General features: G+C 35.6%; 25 protein-coding genes. 11 read left to right on the forward strand and 14 right to left on the reverse strand.

Translation table 11 applies throughout. The features are described from left to right. On the reverse strand, window positions 1-200 hold a 200-nt coding region (locus Q0505_RS07255), incomplete at its 3' end, for a hypothetical protein (protein WP_299210683.1). Window positions 201-305: 105 nt separating this feature from the next. Between Q0505_RS07255 and Q0505_RS07260 the strand changes: the two genes are divergently transcribed. Both Q0505_RS07260 and Q0505_RS07265 read left to right on the forward strand, forming a co-directional pair. Further along, the gene (locus tag Q0505_RS07260; protein ID WP_299210685.1) at window positions 306-674 is read left to right on the forward strand and encodes a hypothetical protein; all 369 of its coding nucleotides are present in this window, start codon (window positions 306-308) and stop codon (window positions 672-674) included. A 280-nt stretch (window positions 675-954) separates the two neighbouring features. Continuing rightward, window positions 955-1,323 (forward strand): hypothetical protein, encoded by a 369-nt coding sequence (locus tag Q0505_RS07265; protein WP_299210687.1) that lies wholly within the window; start codon window positions 955-957, stop codon window positions 1,321-1,323. Window positions 1,324-1,558: 235 nt separating this feature from the next. Here the strand turns inward: Q0505_RS07265 and mazG are convergent, their stop codons facing one another. The 5 genes from mazG to ruvX all read right to left on the reverse strand — a co-directional run bounded on the left by mazG (window position 1,559) and on the right by ruvX (window position 4,909). Then, window positions 1,559-2,332 carry a nucleoside triphosphate pyrophosphohydrolase gene (gene mazG / locus Q0505_RS07270; RefSeq protein ID WP_299210689.1) on the reverse strand — a complete coding sequence of 258 codons (774 nt, stop codon included), beginning with the start codon at window positions 2,330-2,332 and terminating at the stop codon, window positions 1,559-1,561. A 75-nt stretch (window positions 2,333-2,407) separates the two neighbouring features. Next, entirely contained in the window at window positions 2,408-2,950 is a 543-nt protein-coding gene (locus Q0505_RS07275; protein ID WP_299210691.1) for a hypothetical protein, read from the reverse strand. 325 nt (window positions 2,951-3,275) lie between these two features. Continuing rightward, window positions 3,276-3,704, reverse strand: coding sequence for a DUF5606 domain-containing protein (locus tag Q0505_RS07280; protein ID WP_299210694.1), 429 nt, complete (start codon window positions 3,702-3,704; stop codon window positions 3,276-3,278). A 202-nt stretch (window positions 3,705-3,906) separates the two neighbouring features. After that, on the reverse strand, window positions 3,907-4,497 hold the full coding sequence (gene def / locus Q0505_RS07285) for a peptide deformylase (RefSeq protein ID WP_299210696.1): 591 nt from the start codon (window positions 4,495-4,497) through the stop codon (window positions 3,907-3,909). A 1-nt stretch (window position 4,498) separates the two neighbouring features. Beyond that, complete coding sequence (gene ruvX / locus Q0505_RS07290) at window positions 4,499-4,909, reverse strand: Holliday junction resolvase RuvX (RefSeq protein ID WP_299210698.1); 411 nt, start codon at window positions 4,907-4,909, stop codon at window positions 4,499-4,501. Window positions 4,910-5,048: 139 nt separating this feature from the next. Between ruvX and Q0505_RS07295 the strand changes: the two genes are divergently transcribed. From Q0505_RS07295 to Q0505_RS07305, 3 genes are all read left to right on the forward strand, one after another. Continuing rightward, window positions 5,049-6,125, forward strand: a complete 1,077-nt coding sequence (locus tag Q0505_RS07295; RefSeq protein WP_299210700.1) for a thioredoxin-like domain-containing protein — start codon at window positions 5,049-5,051, stop codon at window positions 6,123-6,125. A 94-nt stretch (window positions 6,126-6,219) separates the two neighbouring features. Then, window positions 6,220-7,035: a 2,3,4,5-tetrahydropyridine-2,6-dicarboxylate N-succinyltransferase gene (locus Q0505_RS07300; RefSeq protein WP_299210701.1), complete on the forward strand. Its 816-nt coding sequence runs from the start codon at window positions 6,220-6,222 to the stop codon at window positions 7,033-7,035. A 10-nt stretch (window positions 7,036-7,045) separates the two neighbouring features. Further along, a complete protein-coding gene (locus Q0505_RS07305) occupies window positions 7,046-8,107 on the forward strand; it encodes a glycosyltransferase family 9 protein (protein WP_299210704.1) in 1,062 nt (353 codons plus the stop codon). 7 nt (window positions 8,108-8,114) lie between these two features. Here the strand turns inward: Q0505_RS07305 and Q0505_RS07310 are convergent, their stop codons facing one another. Next, the gene (locus tag Q0505_RS07310; RefSeq protein WP_299210706.1) at window positions 8,115-9,056 is read right to left on the reverse strand and encodes an NAD-dependent epimerase/dehydratase family protein; all 942 of its coding nucleotides are present in this window, start codon (window positions 9,054-9,056) and stop codon (window positions 8,115-8,117) included. Beyond that, window positions 9,053-9,892, reverse strand: a complete 840-nt coding sequence (locus Q0505_RS07315; RefSeq protein WP_299210708.1) for a glycosyltransferase family 2 protein — start codon at window positions 9,890-9,892, stop codon at window positions 9,053-9,055. Before Q0505_RS07315 ends, Q0505_RS07310 begins: the two co-directional genes overlap by 4 nt. 72 nt (window positions 9,893-9,964) lie before the next feature. Between Q0505_RS07315 and Q0505_RS07320 the strand changes: the two genes are divergently transcribed. Continuing rightward, window positions 9,965-10,723 carry a glycosyltransferase family 2 protein gene (locus tag Q0505_RS07320; RefSeq protein ID WP_299210710.1) on the forward strand — a complete coding sequence of 253 codons (759 nt, stop codon included), beginning with the start codon at window positions 9,965-9,967 and terminating at the stop codon, window positions 10,721-10,723. Window positions 10,724-10,947: 224 nt separating this feature from the next. On the opposite strand, the gene ettA is transcribed toward Q0505_RS07320, so the two are convergent. Together ettA and pabB are read right to left on the reverse strand one after the other, a co-directional pair. Beyond that, window positions 10,948-12,639 (reverse strand): energy-dependent translational throttle protein EttA, encoded by a 1,692-nt coding sequence (ettA, locus tag Q0505_RS07325; RefSeq protein WP_299210712.1) that lies wholly within the window; start codon window positions 12,637-12,639, stop codon window positions 10,948-10,950. Between the two features lie 81 nt (window positions 12,640-12,720). Beyond that, on the reverse strand, window positions 12,721-14,028 hold the full coding sequence (pabB, locus tag Q0505_RS07330) for an aminodeoxychorismate synthase component I (RefSeq protein ID WP_299210714.1): 1,308 nt from the start codon (window positions 14,026-14,028) through the stop codon (window positions 12,721-12,723). Between the two features lie 75 nt (window positions 14,029-14,103). Here pabB and Q0505_RS07335 point away from each other — a divergent pair, with 75 nt between their 5' ends. After that, the gene (locus Q0505_RS07335) at window positions 14,104-14,322 is read left to right on the forward strand and encodes a VF530 family protein (protein WP_299210716.1); all 219 of its coding nucleotides are present in this window, start codon (window positions 14,104-14,106) and stop codon (window positions 14,320-14,322) included. A gap of 5 nt (window positions 14,323-14,327) precedes the next feature. On the opposite strand, the gene Q0505_RS07340 is transcribed toward Q0505_RS07335, so the two are convergent. Then, complete coding sequence (locus Q0505_RS07340) at window positions 14,328-14,894, reverse strand: hypothetical protein (protein WP_299210718.1); 567 nt, start codon at window positions 14,892-14,894, stop codon at window positions 14,328-14,330. Window positions 14,895-14,897: 3 nt separating this feature from the next. Continuing rightward, a complete protein-coding gene (locus Q0505_RS07345; RefSeq protein ID WP_299210720.1) occupies window positions 14,898-15,353 on the reverse strand; it encodes a cold-shock protein in 456 nt (151 codons plus the stop codon). 297 nt (window positions 15,354-15,650) lie between these two features. Between Q0505_RS07345 and Q0505_RS07350 the strand changes: the two genes are divergently transcribed. Then, on the forward strand, window positions 15,651-17,201 hold the full coding sequence (locus tag Q0505_RS07350) for a M20/M25/M40 family metallo-hydrolase (protein WP_299210722.1): 1,551 nt from the start codon (window positions 15,651-15,653) through the stop codon (window positions 17,199-17,201). A 129-nt stretch (window positions 17,202-17,330) separates the two neighbouring features. Here the strand turns inward: Q0505_RS07350 and Q0505_RS07355 are convergent, their stop codons facing one another. Then, window positions 17,331-18,230 (reverse strand): EamA family transporter, encoded by a 900-nt coding sequence (locus tag Q0505_RS07355; RefSeq protein WP_299210724.1) that lies wholly within the window; start codon window positions 18,228-18,230, stop codon window positions 17,331-17,333. 259 nt (window positions 18,231-18,489) lie between these two features. Further along, the gene (locus tag Q0505_RS07360; RefSeq protein ID WP_299210726.1) at window positions 18,490-19,917 is read right to left on the reverse strand and encodes an SDR family oxidoreductase; all 1,428 of its coding nucleotides are present in this window, start codon (window positions 19,915-19,917) and stop codon (window positions 18,490-18,492) included. A gap of 171 nt (window positions 19,918-20,088) precedes the next feature. On the opposite strand from Q0505_RS07360, the gene corA reads away from it, so the two are divergent. From corA to Q0505_RS07375, 3 genes are all read left to right on the forward strand, one after another. After that, on the forward strand, window positions 20,089-21,144 hold the full coding sequence (gene corA, locus Q0505_RS07365; protein WP_299210748.1) for a magnesium/cobalt transporter CorA: 1,056 nt from the start codon (window positions 20,089-20,091) through the stop codon (window positions 21,142-21,144). A 47-nt stretch (window positions 21,145-21,191) separates the two neighbouring features. Continuing rightward, window positions 21,192-21,653 (forward strand): large conductance mechanosensitive channel protein MscL, encoded by a 462-nt coding sequence (mscL, locus tag Q0505_RS07370; protein WP_299210751.1) that lies wholly within the window; start codon window positions 21,192-21,194, stop codon window positions 21,651-21,653. A gap of 72 nt (window positions 21,654-21,725) precedes the next feature. Continuing rightward, window positions 21,726-22,601 (forward strand): mechanosensitive ion channel family protein, encoded by an 876-nt coding sequence (locus Q0505_RS07375; protein WP_299210753.1) that lies wholly within the window; start codon window positions 21,726-21,728, stop codon window positions 22,599-22,601. The last annotated feature ends 7 nt before the right edge of the window (window positions 22,602-22,608 follow it).

Raw genomic sequence — 22,608 nt, forward strand, 5'->3', positions numbered from 1 at the left:
GAAACTATTTGCATTTTAAGTGCTATTAAGCCTTCTACCGCTAATGCAATATCTGGATTATCTGTTTCTCCTCTAAACCATCTGTGAACCGTAGTCCTTTCTGTATCGGATAAGACAGCAATCTTTGCAATATCACCATAGCCAAGCTTAGATTTAAGCTCTCTACGCACCTTTATTTTATTTTCTATGTTATTATTCATTACTTTGTGCAACAGTTTGCTCTAATGAATGACAAAGATAGAGTATTACTCTAATATTACAAAATAAAATAGAGCATTATTCTATTTTAAATGAGGTGTTTACGTATGAGCATAAACGATAGAACGAAATTATTTGTACAATCTCAACAGATCACCATGAAGGCTTTTGAGAGATCAATTAACGCTTCCAATGGCTATATCAACAACATTACACGAAGTATTAGTCTTGAAAAAATAGACCTCATTGTAGAAAAATATCCCATCCTAAATATTGAGTGGTTATTGACTGGAAAAGGCGATATGATTAAGCCATTATCCGCTTTTACCGAACCTGAATCTCAATATATAAATGAAGATGAAAAAACAAGGGCTTCTATCACTGCAAAAGCCTTGATCAAAATTGACGCTTCTATGACACACTTACTTCAAGAGGTTTCAGAAATCAAAGAACAACTTATTAAGAAAGAAAAATAGGCTTTTTAGGTTTTCCTTTTTCTTTTTAAAACACATTTATATCTCCAAATTTACTGTCAATTAGACATTTACTAAGTAAACGACTCACTCTTTTCTCTAAAAATTGAAATCTATTTTACCCGTGTTTTAGTGTGCTATAGTGCGCCTTTATTTCACTTTTTATGTTATTATTCATTACTTTGTGCAACCATTTGCTTTAATAAGCAATGATGTAGAGTAACATTCTACTTTTTATAATTTTAATAGAGTATTACTCTATTTTATTGAATTATTTAGATTTATGAGTATCAATAAAAGGACAAAGACATTTGTACAATCTCAACAGATTACCATGAAGGCTTTTGAGAAATCAATCAATGCATCAAATGGATATATTAATAATATCACGAGAAGTATTGGTCTTGAAAAAATAGATTTGATTGTAGAGAAATATCCGATCCTAAATATAGAGTGGTTACTGACGGGTAAAGGAGATATGCTAAAACCTTTGTCTGCTATCCATGAACCTGCGGAACAGTATGTTATCGAAAATGAAGATACGAGAGCTTCGATAACAGCAAAAGCTTTGATCAAAATTGATGCATCTGTGACACACTTACTTAAAGAGGTTTCTGAAATTAAAGAACAGCTTATCAAGAAAGAGAAATAGTCGTGTCCAACTAAGACATAAGACCGCTTCGCTGTTAGACATAAGACGTAAGATTTAATTGTTATTGATTTGAAACTAGCTGAAAAATTAATAAATTTTCATCCCTCCATCTAAAATACTCATACCAAGGATAAGCAGAATTTATTCATTAAAAAGCCTGTGTAATATCTACTGTATATAGCCTAATAGATGTATCTATTTTATATCGGATACTAATAAAAAAGAAATAGTTGGTTTATAGCTTCTTTGCTTCTTCCCAAAATACATCCATTTCAGCCAATGTCATATCGCTTAGACTTTTTCCTAGAATAGCTGCCTTGCTTTCTAGATATTGAAATCGTTTGATAAATTTTTTATTGGTACGTTCTAAAGCGCTTTCTGGGTCTACGTTAAGAAAGCGTGCATAATTAATCATAGAGAACAGTACATCGCCAAACTCGGCTTCTATTTTTTCTTGATCGTTTGTGTGGACTTCGTATTGTAACTCCCCGAGTTCTTCTTGTAGCTTTTCAAAAACTTGTTGAGGTTCTTCCCAATCAAATCCGACCCCAGCGACTTTATCTTGAATTCGGCTGGCTTTTACCATCGCAGGTAAGCTACGAGGCACGCCTTCTAAAACCGATTTTTTTCCTTCTTTGAGTTTTAGTTTCTCCCAATTACGTTCTACTTCTTTAGCATCGGCTACATCAATGTCTCCATAAATATGGGGATGACGGTCTACCAATTTGTCCGAAATACTAGTAGCCACATCGGCGATATCAAAGTCTTGGGTCTCGCTTCCTATTTTAGCATAAAAAACAATGTGCAAAAGCAAGTCTCCAAGTTCTTTCTTGATTTCTTCTAAATCATTATCCAGAATAGCATCACCAAGCTCATAGGTCTCCTCTATGGTAAGATGACGTAAACTCTGCATGGTTTGCTTCTTATCCCACGGACATCCAACACGGAGCTCGTCCATAATCGTGAGGAGTCTATCAATAGCGTTTAGTTGTTGCTGTCTTGTATTCATAAGTATATTTCATCTCCGCGTACTTACCTAACGTTAGGAAGGGGCGGTAATCTCTTTTTTGATTCGTAACCTATTTTAAAGATCTAAATCGTCTCTAATTATTTTATGCTTGGTTTTACGTTGTTTCTTAATTTTTAACGACTTTTCCTTAGCTGCATATTCATTTTTATCGGATGTAAAACACATTTGATTTTCAGCAAAATAGGAGTCTTTTTTAACCATCAATCCATTATACGGACAGTGTTCATAACCACAATCATGTTTTGAATACACACCAAAACTCCGATGTTTTATTTTCTTTTCAGATAGAATTTTTTGTTGATTGGTTATGATATTCTTCCACAGCTGCTGTTCATCAGCCACTGTTAATTCCATACCTAGTGTAGATACATTAAAATAAGTTCTTGGATCTTTTAATTGGTAAAAGTTGAATGTCTTTTCAAAGACCGTATGCGCATAGTCTCTAATCTCTATGCGGTCATTCACATCTAGTTTTTCATTTTCACATATCGATCGATATAAACCTAAGGTATTAAAGTCTGTGTACTTTTTATGATTATCGATATAGTGAATGTATTCACTTTTCATTAATTGATTGAACTTCTTGCCGATTTTCATGTGTTTATTTTTATCAATATATCATCATCCTAAATTTTCAATTCCCCAAAATCCTAAAGGGTGTGAAAATTTAATTCTTATCTTAATTTGAGAATATAGTTGCCCTTTAGGAACGGGGGGAAAAGATATATTCGGTTTATAATACTTTCCAATCGTTCTCAATTCACCCAAACTTCTCAGCATGAGATCCCGCCATACTACGGGATTAGTACCCTCTATTAAACGCTGCGATATACCATCTTGCTTATTAATGATGCTACTAAACTAAAAAAAGCCTTTGCAATCTAATTGCAAAGGCCGTATTCTTTTATAAAAAAGTTATGCACTATTCTTCTTCGTCAGATGCCTCAGCAGGCGTTTCTTCTGGAGCAGAAAAGTCCATCAAGTCATTTTTCTGTAAGATATTATACCACTGTACCACTTTTTTGATATCACTTGCATACACACGATCTTCATCATAATCAGGTACTACGTTAAAGAAAAACTCTTCAAGCTCATCTTTAGACACCTTATGATTGATGGTAGGACCTCCGTCTTCTTTTTCTTTGATCTTTTCAAAAACCTCACGTAATGGTATCTCCTCTGTAAGGGTATATATCGCTATTTCTGAAAGGATACTTACGTTATGACGTAATCCTACAGAAATACGCTTTCCATCTAATAAAGATTTTGCAACAAAACCACTACGGGTTTGCGTTTTTAATTCGTAAATACCTGGTTTCCCAGAGATGGCTAATATTTTATCTAAACCCATATAATTTTTAGTATCAAAATTGGTCGGCAAATATGCGTTGCCGGAATGTAAAATCAAAATTTATTGCCTACGAAAATGAGGCCTTTGTCATATATTTAACACTTTACTCGATAATCGAGATTTAAATATTCCTAGACTTGTCTTGAAATTCAAAAGTTACTCTCTTGCAAATGTCTCGTAAGCTTTCCTCAAGGTAGTTATCTTATCTCTTTTTAGAGACCTCTGGAAAACGCATCCGATAATCGGCGTCACATTTGCCTTTTGAGATATTGGCAAGTTTTCCTTTTAGAATGCGTTTTTTAAGACTCGATAGCTTATCAATAAACAAAATACCCTCAATATGATCATACTCATGTTGAATCACGCGAGCAATAATACCCGTATATGTTTCTGTATGTTCCTTAAAGTTTTCGTCTTGATATTTCATGGTAATCGTAGACTCTCTAAAGACATCTTCTGTAATTCCAGGAATACTTAGACATCCTTCATTAAAAGCCCACTCATCTCCTTCTCTTTCTATAATCTCAGCGTTAATAAACACTTTTTTGAAGTCTTTATAGATCGCTCTTTCTTCTTCTGTAAACTCTTTGTCATGCGCAAAAGGAGACGTGTCTACTAGAAACATTCTGATAGAAAGTCCCACTTGCGGCGCTGCAAGTCCTAGTCCGTTGGCTCCATACATGGTCTCAAACATATTCTCAATAAGCTCAGGAAGCTTAGGATATTCTTTTGTAATCGGAGCTGCTTTTTTCTTTAAAACGGGATCTCCATAAGCTACTATTGGTAAAATCATGCTATTTATTATAAAGGTAATCTTGTAATATAATCGTGGCGCTTATTTGATCAACAAGTGCCTTGTTTTGTCTTTTCTTTTTTCCAATCCCACTATCAATCATGGTTTGAAACGCCATTTTTGAAGTAAATCGTTCGTCTTGACGAATCACTTTTAGATCGGGAAAGTTTTTGAGTACGCTTTCGCGAAAGCGTATAATGTGCGCCTCTACATCTGAAGCTTCATTATTCATACGTTTTGGCTCTCCTATCACCATTGCCTCTACGTTTTCCTTCTGAAAATACTCTTTTAAAAACGGAATTAGCTTTTTGGTTTCTACCGTCGTCAAGCCTGAAGCTATAATCTGCAGTTCGTCAGTGATCGCAATCCCTGTACGTTTGGTACCATAATCTATCGCAATAATGCGTGCCATTCTTAAAATTTGGTGCAAAAATAAGGAAAAACAGAGTATATGTAACTAAGCTCTTACACAATAAACGCTTGTTATTAATTTATAGAAAATCTACCGTTGGAAACGTTTGTGAAGTTTTATCTTTGATTTTGTAATCAATATGCCAAAAATGATCGTTCGATTCTTCTCACTTTTAGTACTGTCTATGCTACTCATAGCGTGTAATGAACAGATACCTGAAGAAAAAGCGAATGCTAAAGAGAACTTACACCTATCTGATATTAATTTAGTTATTGCGTCTGAGACACCTATTGATAGTATTTGGATCGCAGATATTGGTCAAAAAGAAAGCCTTTTTCTTCCTTTTAAAGATACGATCAAAGTGGACTTGCAAAGAACTTTAAGTGATCTTTATAATGTATATGTGCACACCGGAAATCAAAGAATCGGTACACAGTTGTGGTTAAATGGCGATCGGCTTCTTATCGATATGACTTTTGATAACAAAAACCTAACGGTAGATCGCGTTGATGCATCACCGCTATATGAGGCATCTTTACAATATTCAAAAACTTATAAAGCGTTAGTGACTTCAGAAACAGATAGCACTACTATTGACAATTTTCTAATTACCGAAATACGCAATCATATAGACACGCCCTTTTCTCATGCTATTGTTGGAAACTATGTATTCCGAAATCAAAACGATCGAAATAAAATGGATAATGTATACCGAATCATGCGAATGCAGACCGATAGTTTAAAGTCACATTTCATTAATAATAATGATAAAATAAAAACGATCCTTGATGAAAAAGCGGTTCAGTTTGAAGTGTATGATTTAGGAGATCTAGCTGATGAAAAAGCAACTATTATACTAGAGCCTTCAAAAAAATACCTACTCGATTTCTGGTTTGTAAAGTGTCCGCCTTGTATCCGAGATCATAAGCGTATGGCAAAGAACTATAGTATTTTTGAAAAAACTAATATCGAACTTATTAGTATTTCTAGAGATGATAATTATGAGCTTTGGAAAAACTATCTTACAAAAAATGACTATCCGTGGGTGAATGTGAGAGAACAAAAACCTGAAAAACGATTGACGTATGATCTGTCTATATGGGAATTTCCCACCTATACACTGATAGATCACACCGGCAGTATCCAAGCTCGGTTCAGTAGTTTTGCCCAATTTGAAAATTATATCAATAAAAATAATAAACTAAAATCCCGCTGAAAAAGCGCGGTTAATTCAACTAGCTATTTTGAATTCGTCCTTTGGACTTTTCAAAACAGCGTTTCATTAAAAAATAATAGAATTTACATTTGTTATGAATCAACTAAAAAATCTAATAGAAAAAGCCTGGGACGATCGTTCTGAATTAAAAAATCGTGTGACTATTAGCGCCATTCGTGAAGTCATAGATATGCTAGATCGTGGTACTTTACGTGTAGCAGAACCCACTGACGATGGATGGAAAGTAAATGAATGGATCAAAAAAGCAGTCGTATTGTACTTTCCTATTCAGAAAATGGAAACTTTGGAAGCTGGTATTTTTGAGTATCACGATAAAATTCCGCTAAAGAGAGATTATGAAAATCGCGGGATTCGTGTGGTGCCAAATGCGGTAGCACGCCATGGTGCGTATATTTCTAGCGGTGTGATTTTGATGCCTAGTTATGTAAATATAGGTGCGTATGTAGACGAAGGTACGATGGTAGATACGTGGGCAACGGTAGGAAGCTGTGCTCAGATTGGTAAAAATGTACACCTAAGCGGTGGTGTAGGGATTGGTGGAGTTTTAGAACCCTTACAAGCGTCACCTGTCATCATTGAAGACGGTGCCTTTATCGGAAGTCGGTGTATCGTAGTAGAAGGCGTACATATAGAAAAAGAAGCCGTGTTAGGCGCCAATGTGGTACTTACCATGAGTACTAAAATCATTGATGTGACGGGAGATACACCTATTGAAACCAAAGGTAGAATTCCTGCACGCTCCGTTGTCATTCCAGGAAGTTACACAAAGAAGTTTGCTGCTGGAGAATACAATGTGCCTTGTGCATTGATTATAGGAAAACGTAAAGAAAGCACCAATAAGAAAACATCGTTGAATGATGCGTTAAGAGAATATGACGTAGCGGTTTAGCACCCATCTCATGGATAAAAAAATATTGATTATACAACACAAAATGATAGGCGATGTACTCACATCGTCTATTCTTTGTGAGGCGATCAAAAAGAAGTATCCAAATGCTACGGTTCATTATCTTATCAATGAGCATACACTGCCTGTACTGGAAAACAATCCATTTATAGATGAGAAGATGGTGTATACGCTAGATATGGTAAAAAGAAGGAAAGCGGCAAAAGAATTTCGTTCACAACTAGCATCTCAAGCGTATGATATTGTCATCGATGTCTACTCAAAAATTGGAAGCGCACGTATAACTAAAGCGACCAAAGCTTCCCAACGCATCGGATATAAAAAATGGTACACCAAAGCATTCTATACAGATTTGTACACCTACCATTACACTGCTGAGACGAAAGCAGGACTTGCCATTGAGAATCGGATGAAGTTACTACAAGCGATTGATACGAATTTTCCTAAAGCGTTAAAACCAAAATTATATGTGACCGATGCGGAGATCGCTTCCGCGAAAGCGAAACTAGCAGACGTTAAAACATACCCAGAACAAAAACTATACATGATTGGCATCCTTGGAAGTGCCCCCAACAAAACCTATCCACTATTCTATCTTGCCATCCTATTAGATCATATCGTTACGACTACAGATGCTAAATTGTTATTTAATTACATCCCGAAGCAAATAGAGCAAGTAGATGCACTACTAGCACTGTGTACTGAAAAGACACGACACCATGTGTTGAAAGAGATCTATGGAAAAAGCTTACGAGAATTCATTGCATTAACGACGCAATGCGATGCCTTAATTGGTAATGAAGGTGGTGCTATTAATATGGCAAAAGCGATTGATGTTCCCACATTTGCCATCTTCTCCCCTTGGATTCGTAGAGCCGCATGGTCCTTGTATGAAAATGATCAAAACCATATCATACATTTACAAGATTATGATACAGCGCTTTATAATACAAAAAGCTTGAAGGATATAAAAAAAAGAACTGATTATTATTATTCTTTATTGAAACCAGAAATGATTCAAGAAAAGTTGGATGTATTCCTATCGAAGCACTAAGCCATTCCTAAAGAAATTTCTCTTGGTACCATTTGACTTGAGCTCTCAACCCCTCTTCGAAATCCGTATTTGGGGTATAATCTAAAAGACGTTTTGCCTTGTCTATAGTTGCCGAAGTCTTTAATTGATCGCCAGGACGTTTTACCACGTGTTCAATAAGAGCCTTCTTCCCGATGATTTTTTCTATCAAAGAGATGCCTTGTGCAGTTGTGTATACTTCGGTACTTCCGAGATTAATAATCTCTCCATCACAAGATGCTTTATAATCTAGTATTTTTTCTAAACCATCTATAATATCACCTACATACGTAAAACTACGCTCATGATTAGCACTTCCTTCATATAAAGGAAATGACGTTTCTTCATAAATAGCCTTGATCAATTTTGTGTAGAGTTTTTCTGGACGCTCTCTAGGTCCGTACACAGAAAACAACCGAATAGAACAAGCTGGAAGCTTTCCTGAACGCTGAGAAGCTAATACTAACTGCTCTGCAGCAAGTTTTGTCACCCCGTAATCAGATACAGGCATAGGTGCTTCTTCTTCTGTAGAAGTCGCGTGTAATCCATAAATAGAAGAAGTAGCAATATTGACAAATAATTGTGTTTTTTTATTGTGATGAATCGCCCATTGTAATAGATTCTGAGTCGCTTGAATATTGTTGCGTTCATAATCTACAAACGGCGTTGATGCCGAAATACCCGGTTGCGCTGCAAAATGATAAACAATAGCTATATCATTTGGCAAAACAGCTTTTAAATCATCGAGTAAATCAGCAGTAAGTAATGTAACACCGGATTTCTTAATGTCCTCGGCATTAATGTGTTTTAATTTCGGATCATAATAATCAGAAAAATTATCGATTCCTAGTACTTGATGTCCCTTAGAAACTAAACGTTCACAAAGATGAGATCCTATAAATCCAGCGGCTCCTGTTACTAATATTTTCATAAATCTATATCATCACCTTTTACAATACCATAGTATGTATAAGCATATCCTTTTTTACGTGTATTTCTTCGTATCGCAAGATTTCGATCTAAAGATTCTTTTGTTTTATAACCTCTTGGGTGATCTAGATGTAGACACAAAGCTCGATGACGAATTTGTTTTCCTTTGATCCCCGCATTTTCTAATCGTTCGCCTAACTCCCTATCAGGCCCTCCGTATTGCATACGTTCATCATATCCATTAATGCGAATTAAATCTTTTAACCAGGCAGATGAATTACAATTATTAAAGGAAGCATTGGATGGCGTTACCGTGTCTAATAATTTTGCGACAGTCTCTCCACTCGCCAGTTTTCTGTATTGAGAAGAACCTAATGAACCTTTTTCCTTTAACCAATCAACATTAAAGCAATTACCCGATAATATATCTTCCTTGGTAATTCCTTCACTTAAATCCATATCTAACTTGCAATAACCTCCAGATAAAAATTTTCCTTTCTCAGCATAATTTGCATGACGTTCTAGAAAATCTTCTTTAGGAATACAATCCCCATCGGTAAAAACAATGTACTCATGCGCTGCTTTCGTTAAGGCGATATTAAGTATGGTTTGTCTTCTGTATCCATTATCCTCATGCCAAAGGTGATGTAAAGGAACTGGATAATCTTTCTGAAAGGAGGCAATAAGCGCTTCTGTTTCTTTGCCAGAGCCGTCATCGGCTATAATCACTTCAAAATCCTTATACGTCTGTGTGCAATAGCCATAAAGTACTTTTTCAAGCCATTTCACATTATTATATGTAGCTATAATGAGCGTTATTTTAGGAAGTTTCTGCATTCGGTTGGTTTACTACAAAAATAAACTTTTATATTATAAAAAAGTTAGTAGTTTTGCTATCCTACTAAATTTATGGAAAAATTAACTGCGATCATCCCTACAGGTAACGAAGAGCACAACATTCGTGAGGTACTGGAATCTGTGTCCTTTGCTGATGAGATTATGGTGGTAGACTCTATGAGTACTGATCAAACGGTCGCTATTGCCAAAGAATTTACAGATAGAATTATACAGCGTCCCTATCATTATTCTGCTTCCCAAAAAAATTGGGCGATTCCGCAAGCGGCTCATGAATGGATTCTCCTTGTAGATGCTGATGAGCGGGTAACTCCAGAGTTAAGAGAAGAAATCATAGAAATCCTTAAAAATCCACCTACCAACAACACGGTTGCCTATTGGATTTATCGTACCAACCATTTTATGGGAAAACGTGTTCGATATAGTGGATGGCAAAATGATAAAGTCATTCGTTTATTTCGTAAGAGTAAATGTTCTTATGAAGACAAAATGGTTCATGCCGAAATTATTGCCGATGGAAAAGTAGGCTTCTTAAAAAATCGTTTTCACCACAATACTTATATTAGTTTAAATAGCCACATCACAAAGCTTAATCGCTATGCTACTTGGCAAGCAAGAGATTATGATAAGAAAACGGGACGTCTTCACGTGTATCATTTTGTCATTAAACCTTTTTGGGGCTTTTTTAAACACTACGTAGTACAAATGGGCTTCAGAGACGGTGTTGTAGGACTTGTTATAAGTTATATGCACTCGTATGCGATCTGGATGCGTTATGCAAAACTGTGGCTCTACAGACGTGGTTTAAAGTAATTCTTACCTAAATTTTAAAATGGTTTTATATGCTTTCTCGGAGTATAACGACGTAGAAGTTCATACTGAGCCTAAACTCTTTTTATAATGTACCCATGCTTACTGATGTTTTCATTTCACAAACATTATAGTATATTATTGTTTTATAATGAGATAATTAGATCATAAAAAAAGCTCAAGATTAAAAAACCTTGAGCCTTGTTATTTTAAATATCGAACGATTCTTATCGAATCAATTTTTTGTATTTAATTCTTTTTGGCATTAAATCACCACCAAGACGTTTTTTCTTATTTTCTTCATAATCAGAGAAACTACCTTCAAAGAAATATACTTGACTATCTCCTTCAAATGCTAGAATATGTGTACAAATACGGTCTAAGAACCAACGGTCGTGACTAATCACTACGGCACAGCCTGCAAAATTTTCTAAGCCTTCTTCTAACGCTCTTAATGTATTTACGTCAAGATCGTTGGTAGGCTCATCGAGCAGTAATACGTTTCCTTCTTCTTTTAGGGTCATGGCAAGATGCAAGCGATTACGTTCTCCTCCCGAAAGGGCTGATACTTTTTTGTTTTGTTCGCTTCCACTAAAATTAAAACGACTTAAATACGCTCTAGAATTGACTTCTTTGCCCCCCATCAGTATTAAATCTTGCTCATCAGAAAAGTTTTGCCAGATGGTTTTTTCTGGATCAATATTACTATGACTTTGATCTACGTAAGCAATTTTCACACTATCTCCTACCGTAAAGTTCCCTTTGTCTGGGGTTTCTTCTCCCATGATCATTTTAAAAATAGTGGTCTTACCAGCACCATTAGGGCCTATAATTCCTACAATCCCTGCCTGTGGAAGGTTAAAGTTTAAATCTTCATAGAGTAACTTATCGCCAAAAGCCTTACTTACCCCTTTAGCTTCGATCACGTTTGTTCCTAAACGAGGTCCGTTGGGAATATAGATTTCAAGCTTTTCATCCATTTGCTTTTGATCTTGGCTCATCAACTTGTCATAGTTCTTTAAACGCGCCTTTTGTTTTGTCTGACGACCTTTAGCACCTTGACGTACCCAATCCAACTCACGCTCTAGCGTTTTCTGGCGTTTAGAAGCAGTTTTGCTTTCTTGCGCCATACGTTTTGATTTTTGATCCAACCAAGAAGAATAATTTCCTTTCCAAGGGATTCCTTCTCCCCTATCTAGTTCTAAAATCCATCCAGCTACGTTATCTAAGAAATAACGGTCGTGTGTTACAGCGATGACGGTTCCTTTATATTGTGCTAAGTGATGCTCTAACCAGTGTACAGATTCTGCATCTAAGTGGTTGGTAGGCTCATCGAGCAATAATACATCAGGCTCTTTTAATAAAAGTCTACACAAGGCAACACGACGTTTTTCTCCTCCAGAAAGCAATCCAATTTTTTGATCACTTGGTGGTGTACGTAATGCATCCATAGCGATTTCTAGTTTTGTATCTAACTCCCAAGCGCCACGAGCATCTATCTCATCTTGAAGTACTGCTTGACGCGCCATTAGTTTATCCATCTTATCGGCATCGCTGTAGACTTCTTCCAGACCAAACTGATCATTGATACTATTATATTCATCAAGAATGGCTACCGTTTCTGCAGCACCTTCTTTTACGACTTCTAATACCGTTTTTTCTGGATCTAGTTGTGGTTCTTGCTCCAGATAGCCTGTGGTAAACTCTTTATCTGAAGTGACCTCTCCTTGAAAATTGGTGTCTAGTCCAGCTATAATCTTCATTAATGTAGATTTACCAGAACCATTCAGACCTAAAATTCCAATCTTTGCTCCGTAGAAGAAGCTTAGGTATATTTTTTTTAATACAGGTGTTTGTGCGCCTGGATAGGTTTTTGAAACCCCAGACATAGAAAATATTATTTTTTTATCATCACTCATAGTTGTATACATTTTCGCGAAAGCGAACATATCATTTTAGTTAGTATTTATCGTGTACTAGGATTTGCTAATTTACAAAATTCAATCACGTTTTAGGTCCAGAACTTCACGCATTGCTTTTGCCTTTAACAAACACTCAGCATATTCTTTGTCAGGGTCTGATTTTGCTGTAATCGCGCTTCCTACAGAATAGGATATATACTCATCTACCGCATTGTAGAGAATACTACGTATAATCACATTAAAATCAAAATCGCCGTCGGGTGTAAAATAACCAACGGCTCCACTATACAAACCGCGTTTAGTCTCTTCTAGTTCTTCTATAATCTCCATGGCTCTTATCTTGGGAGCGCCTGTCATACTTCCCATCGGGAATGTGGCTTGTATGGTATCTACAGGAGAGATTCCTACAGCGATCTGTGCGCTGACCGTTGAGATCATTTGATATACTTGTTTAAAAGAATATACCTTGCATAATTCTTCCACGGTAACGCTTCCTTTTTGAGCAATACGCGATAGGTCGTTACGTACAAGGTCAACAATCATAATGTTTTCAGATCGCTCTTTGGGATCTTCTGATAACGCTTTCGCGAAAGCGACATCCTCCTGAAAATCTTCACTTCTTGCTGCAGTTCCTTTTATAGGAGAACTCACGAGCTTGCTTCCCTCCTTTTTTAAATACCGTTCTGGGGTTGCAGAAACCAAAAAATGATCTTCTAATTTTAAAAACGTAGCAAAAGGGGGCGTACTAATTGCATTCAGCTGTTGATAGGTTTGTAAAGGATTTATAGTGCCATGCGCGTAAAACTCCTGACAGAAATTGGCTTCATATACATCTCCTTTTTGAATATACTGAAGCAGTGTTCGCACTTTATCTTTATACGCTTCCTTGTGTATTTTAAGTTTGATATGTAGTGGTGTGGTGTCTTCTATAATATTTTTAGCTAAAGATGTGTTTTGTATGTCCTCATAATCGGTATCCATCTCATCATCGACCATAGGCAAATATTGCATCTCAACCGAATCTCCTTTTAGTAGAAAAACACGTTTGGGTTGAAAAAAATAGAGATCAGGAAAACCTACGTGATCCTCATGGGCACTCTTAAGGCGTTCTATATCATTTTTTAAATCATACGATAAATACCCGAAAAGCCAATCTTTGGTAGATTGTTGATATTCTTCTAAACGTTCAAATGCACCTTGATAAGATGTCTTCATACTTGTAAATCCATCTACCGCTAGGATAGCGTCATAACTTTTATACTGTTGATCGGGATCATTATTACTATCTAGCCATACAATTTCTTCAAATTGTTGCGACCAGTGTAAGAGTTGATTTTTAAACTTTTCAGTATCCTGAATGATAAAAGTATGCTTCGTGCGATTCACGGTGTAAAAATAAGAAATGAAGGATGATTTAAGATACTATTTTATACAATTGTAGTAGCTTGCAAAAAAAATGAGATGTCACAACCTAATAATCCTCTTCACGGAGTAAAACTCTTAGATATATTAGAATTTCTAGTAGAAAAATATGGTTTTGAAGCGTTGAGTTATCAAGTAAATATTAATTGTTTCAAGAAAGACCCTTCTATTAAATCAAGTTTAAAATTCTTACGTAGAACGCCTTGGGCAAGAGAGAAAGTGGAGCAACTCTATTTACAATCTATTGATAGGAAGTAGGAATTTTATTCTTTCCAACCCCACGGTGCTTCAGGATTTTCTACAGGAGTAGAAAGATCAAAAGAAACCGTAAAAATACGTTCGGTGCCTAATCTTCTTAGATTATAGGTAAATGTGTTTTTATCTATCGTTACCCACCATACATTTCCTGATGCAGCGGGAATCATCGTTTGTGTTTGCGAATCTGCAGGAAATACTTGTAATGTTGGTTGACCTATGTTAGTTGTCGTACCACCATACATCGTGATTTTATCCTCACTTCCATCCTCATGACGGTGATCGTGTTTTAAGGTAATACGATCATTTTCTTTTGTAAACACCCATGTACGAGAACGATCTTCTCCTACAAAGAATGGAATTTTAATCTCCCTGTCACTACAAGATCGAATGTGCATGATCAATTCCTTACCTGCAAATTGCGGATCATTTTCAGGTAAGACAAGTTGACCTTTATAGGATGTATTACATAGAGATTGTAATGATGCCCAGAACTGATCTACTTCACTCTTTTCTTGAGCAATAGTGATAGCAACTGAGCATATTAGAAAAATACAAAGTGCGATAGATCGCATGTATTATATCTTTTTAACCTTAACAGCATTCATTCCTCTTGCGCCTTTTTCAAGTTCAAAAGAAACTTGATCATTTTCAGCAATCTTATCAATAAGACCACTTACGTGACAAAAGTATTTTTCTTGTGATTTTGCATCTAAAATAAATCCAAATCCTTTTGAAGTATCAAAGAAAGAAACTTTTCCTTTGTGAACGGGATCAAATTTATCTTCATCGCTTTCTTCTTTCTTAGGAATTCCTAGAACGATATCTTCTACATCTACCTCTATTTTATCATCTGGATTTGGAGGAGTGTCTGTCAAGTTTCCAAAATGATCTACATACGCAAACTGGATTCCGCCGCCGTTTTCTTTGGCTTCAGCTTTACGAGCTATTTTCTTTTTTTGTTTTTCTTCACGTTTTTTTAAACGCTTTTTTTCTTTTTCAAGTTTATTAAAGGTCTGTTGCGATTTTGCCATTATTTACATTAATGAGATTAGAAGTTAATTATTTATTTTATATAAAATGTCTTGAGAAGTATCGTGTTTTTGTGGAACACTAAATTTTACAGAGACTTAAGGACATTTAATTAAGAACAAAGATACTGATTCTATACGCTATTACCGCCTATACAGCCAGATTTCTATTAACAACGATCAAAGAGAATACTTGGTCTTTTATAATTTTATGAGGGTTCTCTCTTAGATACTCAAAGATTTCTTGTATTTTCAGTGCAATCTTTTTAAAACTCATAACTAAAACAACGCCTATTTATCATGAAAATTAAATTACTCATACTCTTTTTATGTATTGGATCTAGTCTCTTAATCGCTCAAAAAACAGACCCTGTCATTGAAGGGATGATTAAAGAAGCTACTGAAAACTCTCAATTAGAAATCTTAGGACATGAACTTACCGACTTGATTGGACCTCGTCTTGTAGGTACACCTCAAATGCAGCATGCTAATGAGTGGGCTGTCGCCAAATACAATGATTGGGGCATTTCTGCTCGTAATGAGAAATGGGGAGAATGGCGTGGTTGGGAACGTGGTATCACACATATTGATATGGTGTACCCTCGTGTGCAAAGCCTTAGAGGAACACAACTTGCTTGGAATCCAAGTACGTCAAAAGAAGGCGTCACTGCCGAACTTGTCGTACTTCCTTCAACTATAAAAGATGATGCCGATTTTAAAAAGTGGCTTCCTTCTGTAAAAGGTAAAATCGTATTGATCTCTATGTTGCAACCTACTGGAAGACCCGATTATAATTGGGAAGAATTTGCGACAGAAGCATCTTTTACTAAAATGAAAGAAGCACGTGAAGCACAAACAAAAGCTTGGGATGATAATATAAAAGCCATGGGACATACGTCGCGTACGCTACCAGAAGCATTAGAAAAAGCAGGTGCCGTTGGTATTGTTACTTCCAATTGGTCTAGAGGATTTGGTGTCAATAAAATTTTTAGCGCTCGTACAGAAAAGATTCCTACGGTAGATCTTGAATTGGAAGATTACGGGATGCTATACAGACTGGTAAACTCTGGTAATAAACCACAAATTCATATCGTTGCACAGTCTAAAGATTTAGGTAAAATGCCCGCCTTTAATACCATCGCAGAGATTAAAGGAACAGAAAAACCTGATGAGTATGTAATTCTCTCGGCACATTTTGATTCTTGGGATGGCGGTACAGGTGCCACTGATAATGGTACAGGAACTTTAGTGATGATGGAAGCGATGCGTATTTTAAAGAAATATTACCCAAATCCTAAACGAACCATCTTAGTAGGACATTGGGGAAGTGAAGAACAGGGACTCAACGGTTCTAGAGCCTTTGTAGAAGATCATCCAGATATTGTAGCTGGTGTACAGGCTTCTTTTAATCAAGACAATGGTACCGGACGTGTTGTTCGTTTATCTGGTGGGGGGTTTTTATATTCGTATGATTATTTATCAAGATGGTTAAATGCAGTGCCGGAAGAGATCACACAACATATCGAAACCACGTTTCCAGGAGCTCCAGCCAGAGGAGGTTCTGATTATGCCTCTTTTCAAGCGGCAGGTGCTCCAGCATTTAGCTTGAGTTCTTTGAACTGGTCGTATTGGAATTATACGTGGCATACCAACAGAGATACGTATGATAAAATTATATTTGATGATGTACGTAATAATGTGATTCTTACCGCTATTTTAACCTATATGGCTAGTGAAGATCCAGAAAAAACATCGAGAGTTAAAAGTGTACTTCCCATCGATTCTAGAACGGGAGAGCCTCGTGATTGGCCTACTCCTAGAAGTCCTACCCGTAAAGGTGGATTGGATTAAGGTTTTTACGCTTCAGTACTACGACTACGCTCACAGTATAAACTTCTACGTCGTATGCTCCTTGCAAGCGTCTAAAGAAACATACCCTATTAAAAAGATGTACTTATTTATAGAGTACATCTTTTTAATTTACGTATACTTTTTCCCTTTCTTAGTGGTATTTATAAAGTACACTCCCGCAAGAAGGATGACTGCTGCAATAGCGGTTTGAAGCGTAATGACTTCATCTAAGAAATACCATCCTAAAATAATAGCTACCACCGGATTTACATAAGACGAAGTGGCTACTTTTTCGGTAGCTACTTCTTTTAATAAATAATTAAATGAGGTAAAGGCAGCAATGCTTCCAAATAGAATTAAGGCGAGTAACGATCCTTGTGTTTTTAATGTCCAATCTAGCGGTGAAATCCAAGTTTCTCCGAGAATAAAACTCGTGATGGCTAGCATCATTCCTGCAAGAATCATTTGATAACCTGTGGTAATAAAGAAGTTTTTAGGCATAGACGCTTGTGCTACAAAGAGACTTCCGATACTCCAACTCAAGATACAGGTGAAAATCATCATAATACCTAATGTGCTTCCCTCTTGCATTTGTAATCCTTTCTGACTTACTAATAGGTACATCCCCACCATTCCTAAACCAATCCCGATCATAGATTTTACTTTAAAAGCTTTACGTTGCCACAAACGCATTAGTATTAAAATGATAAGAGGTTGCGTAGAAGCTAACAAGGCTCCAAAACTACTGTCTACATACTTAAGTGCCCAAACAAATACACCGTTTCCATACCCTAAAAAGAGAAATCCCGCTAACAAGCAGTTGAAAAATTCTTTTTTAGTGATTTTAAGAGAAACCCCCATGCTTCGAGCGATAAGAAATATGATAAGACCTGCCGTCGAAAAACGCATAGAAGCGAGCATAAATGCTGGCAACTCTGTTACTGCAATTTTATTCCATAAATAGGTAGATCCCCAAAAGACATAGATCGAAAAAAAGGCAATCACAATGAGATACGCTTGCTTCTTCATAAGAGTTGCCGAAGGTAGCGAGATTGTATGAATATTAGCATACTACGGTGTAATTTATCATACAAATATCAGTGTCATTTGATTTTTCAGATAGTATGGATGATTAACTTATAAGTTATCAGATCTATAGACAACTCTTGAAGTATTATTTGTTACGCTTTCGCGAAAGCGTACTTCTTTTTATAGATTGTCAGCTTAAAAGCGAGCCTTCTTTTTAAAATACAAAGTACCTATCATTAAAAAACTGATAATAAACAATTTATGCCGTTAATCTAGCGAGCATGCCTTTAAATATAAATCCGTGAAAGGGCAATACGGCGTACCAATAGAGTCTCCCAGAAAGTCCTAATGGTCGGAATGTTGCTGTTTGTGTAAGGACGTCATTTTCTATTTTAAATTCTAACCAAGCTTCTCCTGGAAGAATCATCTCTGCAAATAAGAGTAATCTTCCTTCTTCTTTATTGGAGTACAAAACACGCCAGAAATCTACCGTATCTCCTGGTGTAAGGGTATCCTCATTTGTTCTTCCTCTACGGAGGCCTACACCACCATACAGCTTATCAATATAGCCTCTTATTTTCCATAGCCAGGTCGCATAATACCAACCTGTCTTCCCTCCTATGCGCCAAATTTTATCGATGGTATCTCTTCTATTTGTATAGGCTTTTGATCGTTTATCTTTAAAACAACCAAAGCTAGGAACTTCAATAAAATCAAAGATCTTCATATTCATATCCCCACTTATAAGCGCATCTTTCCAACTAGAAGCAATCTGATTGTTTTGAATTTTTACAAATGCTTTATCTAATGCTTCTCTGTAGGATAAAGGCTGTATGTTCAAAATTTCAGAGAGTTTATTATCCCTACAGACGACCTCTACCTTCATACTATGTACGAGTGCTGTTGCTAACTTATAGGAGGTAGACGTCACAAAGTATAACCAATAGGAAGATAGTTTTGGAGTCATGACAGGAATGGTATAAATCCTACGTTTTAAATTACGTTTCCTTCCAAATTCTAATAACATATTTTTATACGTAAGAATATCTGACCCTCCAATGTCAAAGTTTTGGTTATACGTCTTTTCATGGAAAAGCGTTTTTGATAGAAAGGCAAGCACATCTGTAATGCCTATAGGTTGACATCTTGTGTCCAGCCATTTAGGCGTAATCATAATCGGAAGTTTTTCTACAATATCGCGTATAATCTCAAAAGAGGCACTCCCCGACCCTATGATAATTCCTGCTCGCAGTGCTGTAAAATGATAGCTAGCTTTTGATAATTCTATTTCAACATCTTTTCTAGAGGATAAGTGTTTGGATAAATTTTCTTCATTCACTATACCACTTAGATAAATCACATGCTTTACCTCTGTTTTTTCTAGTGCTGTTCTAAAATTTACAGCACATTCCAGTTCTAATTTTTGATAATCATCACTACTAGACATCGAGTGTACTAAATAATAAGCGCCATCTATATCTTGTGGAATTTGTTCCAGTGATGTTGGATCTAAAAGATCTACTTTTATAACGGTGATAGCATCTCGGAGCGGTAAAGGCGGCGAAAATCTATTAACATCCCTTACACAGCAGATTACATGATATCCTTCTTCTACCAAAATAGGAAGTAAGCGTTTTCCTATGTATCCTGTCGCGCCAGTAAGGAGTATTTTCTTTTTATTTTTCATAGCCTGAATAATATACAAACTTATTGTATAACCTTCTTATATTTTAGGTTTCTGTAATATATATCGTATGCAAGAGAATTCCTATATTGTTTCATCTTTTGAAAAGATACACTTTGAAGTATAGAAATCATTACGATAACTACACGTTCATTTTTAATCATACACAGCATTATGGCAAAAAAGCATCGAATTAAAACCGGGATGGCACCTGGATCGGTCGTATATACGGGTAATAAACAGGTTGATGATATTATTATTCATCATTTACAGTTTAATGCAGATACGATTAAAGATAGTACGATTCATAAAGATAAATTTCTAAAAATAACACTTGAACCTGATTATATTGATTGGATTGATATCCGAGGAATGCAAGAAACCGATGTGATCTCCTCTATTGCTACTCATTTTAAAGTACATCCACTACTACAAGAAAGTATTGTGGATGTACATCAACGACCAAATTTTGAAGAACATGACAACGCCATATTTGTCACTTTTAAAGCACTTTCTTTTGATAAGACCACGTTAAGCGTGCATAGAGAACATGTAGCCGTTATTATAAGAGATCACTCGCTTATCACTTTTCAAGAAACGCGTTCTGATTTATTTGAAGCTGTAAGAAAAAGAACCGCAGATAGTAAAAGCAGAGTACGAAAGAGAGGGACAGATTATCTCTTATTTGCCTTATTAGATAGTATTGTTGATAATTATTACATCACTTTAGATCAATTTGAAGAGGTGATAGAGGATATTGAAGATCGTATTTCTGAAGATCAAAGTAATGTTGACAAATCTAAAATTCATAGGCTCAAAAAAGAATTACTAGTTTTGCGAAAATCTATAGCTCCGCTTAGAGAGGTGATTAGCAATTTTTCTAGAAGTGACAACACCATTATTCAAGAAAATACACATATATTTATTAGGAATCTCTACGAAAACACAATTCAAATCATAGATAGTGTTGACTCTTACAGAGATATGCTTAATAGTTTACAAGATTTATTTATTGCAGAGCTAAGTTTCAAAATGAATAAAGTCATGCAATTACTTACCCTAATTTCTGTGATTTTTATTCCGCTCACTTTTTTAGCTGGGATTTATGGGATGAATTTTAGCTATATCCCAGAATTGCAATATAAGTACGGCTACTTTATTCTGTTAGGAGTTATGTTTTGCCTTTTTGTTATACTTTTGATTTTCTTTAAAAGAAAAAAGTGGATGTAAGTGTATAATGAGTTTTATTACTTTTAAAATTTAATTTTCATATAAGGATGCGCATAAAATTATTTGAGGAGTTTAAAGAATTTGCTGTAAAAGGCAATATGATCGATATTGCCATTGGTGTTATTATTGGTTCAGCTTTTAATAAAGTAGTAGATGTATTAGTTAAAGAGATATTCTTACCACCACTATCATTCCTCACGGACGGAATTAATTGGGAAAACAAAAAATTCGTTTTAAGAGAAGCTGTTATAGAAAATGGAGTTGTAAAACCTGAAGAAATTGCGATTGGCTATGGAAAATTACTAGAGGTAAGTATTGATTTTATCATTATAGGGTTTACCGTATTTATTATTGTAAAGTTTATGAATAAACTAAAAAACAAAGGGGATGATCCTAAAAATCCAAAAGTAAAAACACCTAAAGATATTGAGTTACTCGACAAAATCAATACACAGTTAGAAAAACAAAATGAGTACTTACTATCTAAAAATAAAAATACAAGTGATTAATTTTTTTATTATAACTTATCATAGCATTGACTGTACTTAAATAAGTCTTTGAAATTTTATACCTTTAAAACAATGGATATACAAAAAAGTTTAGATACATTAAAAGAATGGGGTGATTCTCTGGTTGCAGGACTGCCAAATATAATATTGGCAATCATTGTTTTGGTTGTTTCCTATTTTGCATCAAGGATCATCTACAATGTTGTACTCAGACTAGTCAATAAAAGGGTGCCAAAAATAGCGATTGCGAGGTTGATAGGTAGAACGTCTTCTGTCGTTATTTTTTGTATAGGATTATTCATCACATTAAATGTCTTAAACCTTAGTGGCACATTAAAAACAATACTCTCGGCAGCTGGAATTTCTGGATTGGTCATAGGGCTCGCCTTACAAGGTACCCTATCTAATACCTTGTCGGGGATTATTTTATCCTTTAGAAAAAATATTAAAATAGGAAATTGGATAGAAACCAATGGATATGAAGGTGAAGTCATGGATATAAATATCAATTATTTTGTACTGAAAGAAGCAGATAATAATATCGTCATAATTCCAAACAAATCCATATTAGAAAATTCATTTAAAAATCATTCTCTAACGCCCAAAATACGTGTAACCATTAGCTGCGGAGTCAGTTATGATTCAGATTTAGAATTGGTTGAGAAGCTAACTACAGAAACCATTAATCAACATTTTAATCAAGAATCGATAGATAGTGAGATGGAGTTTTACTATACAGAATTTGGTGACAGTTCTATCAATTTTATCGTGAGATTCTGGATAGATGGTACCTCTGGTGTTCCTAAGTTAAAAGCAAAAAGTAAAGGTATTATTGAAATTAAGAAAGCTTTCGCGAAAGCGGATATAGACATTCCGTTTCCTATACGAACATTGCAATTTGAGACCAACCCACTGTTAACATCATCGGACCAGCAAAAGGATAGCTAAACAAGTT

The organism is uncultured Dokdonia sp. (assembly GCF_937910895.1).
Taxonomy (GTDB): domain Bacteria; phylum Bacteroidota; class Bacteroidia; order Flavobacteriales; family Flavobacteriaceae; genus Dokdonia.

Bases quoted from the DNA above. Each gene is read 5' to 3' on its own strand.
- Q0505_RS07345 (WP_299210720.1), bottom strand. From the start codon at position 15,353: ATGGCAAAATCGCAACAGACCTTTAATAAACTTGAAAAAGAAAAAAAG.
- Q0505_RS07360 (WP_299210726.1), bottom strand. From the start codon at position 19,917: ATGAAAAATAAAAAGAAAATACTCCTTACTGGCGCGACAGGATACATA.
- def (WP_299210696.1), bottom strand. From the start codon at position 4,497: ATGATTTTACCAATAGTAGCTTATGGAGATCCCGTTTTAAAGAAAAAA.
- Q0505_RS07295 (WP_299210700.1), top strand. From the start codon at position 5,049: ATGCCAAAAATGATCGTTCGATTCTTCTCACTTTTAGTACTGTCTATG.
- Q0505_RS07340 (WP_299210718.1), bottom strand. From the start codon at position 14,894: ATGCGATCTATCGCACTTTGTATTTTTCTAATATGCTCAGTTGCTATC.
- Q0505_RS07375 (WP_299210753.1), top strand. From the start codon at position 21,726: ATGGATATACAAAAAAGTTTAGATACATTAAAAGAATGGGGTGATTCT.
- ettA (WP_299210712.1), bottom strand. From the start codon at position 12,639: ATGAGTGATGATAAAAAAATAATATTTTCTATGTCTGGGGTTTCAAAA.
- Q0505_RS07315 (WP_299210708.1), bottom strand. From the start codon at position 9,892: ATGCAGAAACTTCCTAAAATAACGCTCATTATAGCTACATATAATAAT.
- Q0505_RS07300 (WP_299210701.1), top strand. From the start codon at position 6,220: ATGAATCAACTAAAAAATCTAATAGAAAAAGCCTGGGACGATCGTTCT.
- Q0505_RS07335 (WP_299210716.1), top strand. From the start codon at position 14,104: ATGTCACAACCTAATAATCCTCTTCACGGAGTAAAACTCTTAGATATA.
- Q0505_RS07355 (WP_299210724.1), bottom strand. From the start codon at position 18,230: ATGAAGAAGCAAGCGTATCTCATTGTGATTGCCTTTTTTTCGATCTAT.
- Q0505_RS07260 (WP_299210685.1), top strand. From the start codon at position 306: ATGAGCATAAACGATAGAACGAAATTATTTGTACAATCTCAACAGATC.
- Q0505_RS07275 (WP_299210691.1), bottom strand. From the start codon at position 2,950: ATGAAAATCGGCAAGAAGTTCAATCAATTAATGAAAAGTGAATACATT.
- Q0505_RS07305 (WP_299210704.1), top strand. From the start codon at position 7,046: ATGGATAAAAAAATATTGATTATACAACACAAAATGATAGGCGATGTA.
- ruvX (WP_299210698.1), bottom strand. From the start codon at position 4,909: ATGGCACGCATTATTGCGATAGATTATGGTACCAAACGTACAGGGATT.
- mazG (WP_299210689.1), bottom strand. From the start codon at position 2,332: ATGAATACAAGACAGCAACAACTAAACGCTATTGATAGACTCCTCACG.
- mscL (WP_299210751.1), top strand. From the start codon at position 21,192: ATGCGCATAAAATTATTTGAGGAGTTTAAAGAATTTGCTGTAAAAGGC.
- Q0505_RS07310 (WP_299210706.1), bottom strand. From the start codon at position 9,056: ATGAAAATATTAGTAACAGGAGCCGCTGGATTTATAGGATCTCATCTT.
- Q0505_RS07280 (WP_299210694.1), bottom strand. From the start codon at position 3,704: ATGGGTTTAGATAAAATATTAGCCATCTCTGGGAAACCAGGTATTTAC.
- corA (WP_299210748.1), top strand. From the start codon at position 20,089: ATGGCAAAAAAGCATCGAATTAAAACCGGGATGGCACCTGGATCGGTC.
- Q0505_RS07320 (WP_299210710.1), top strand. From the start codon at position 9,965: ATGGAAAAATTAACTGCGATCATCCCTACAGGTAACGAAGAGCACAAC.
- Q0505_RS07350 (WP_299210722.1), top strand. From the start codon at position 15,651: ATGAAAATTAAATTACTCATACTCTTTTTATGTATTGGATCTAGTCTC.
- Q0505_RS07265 (WP_299210687.1), top strand. From the start codon at position 955: ATGAGTATCAATAAAAGGACAAAGACATTTGTACAATCTCAACAGATT.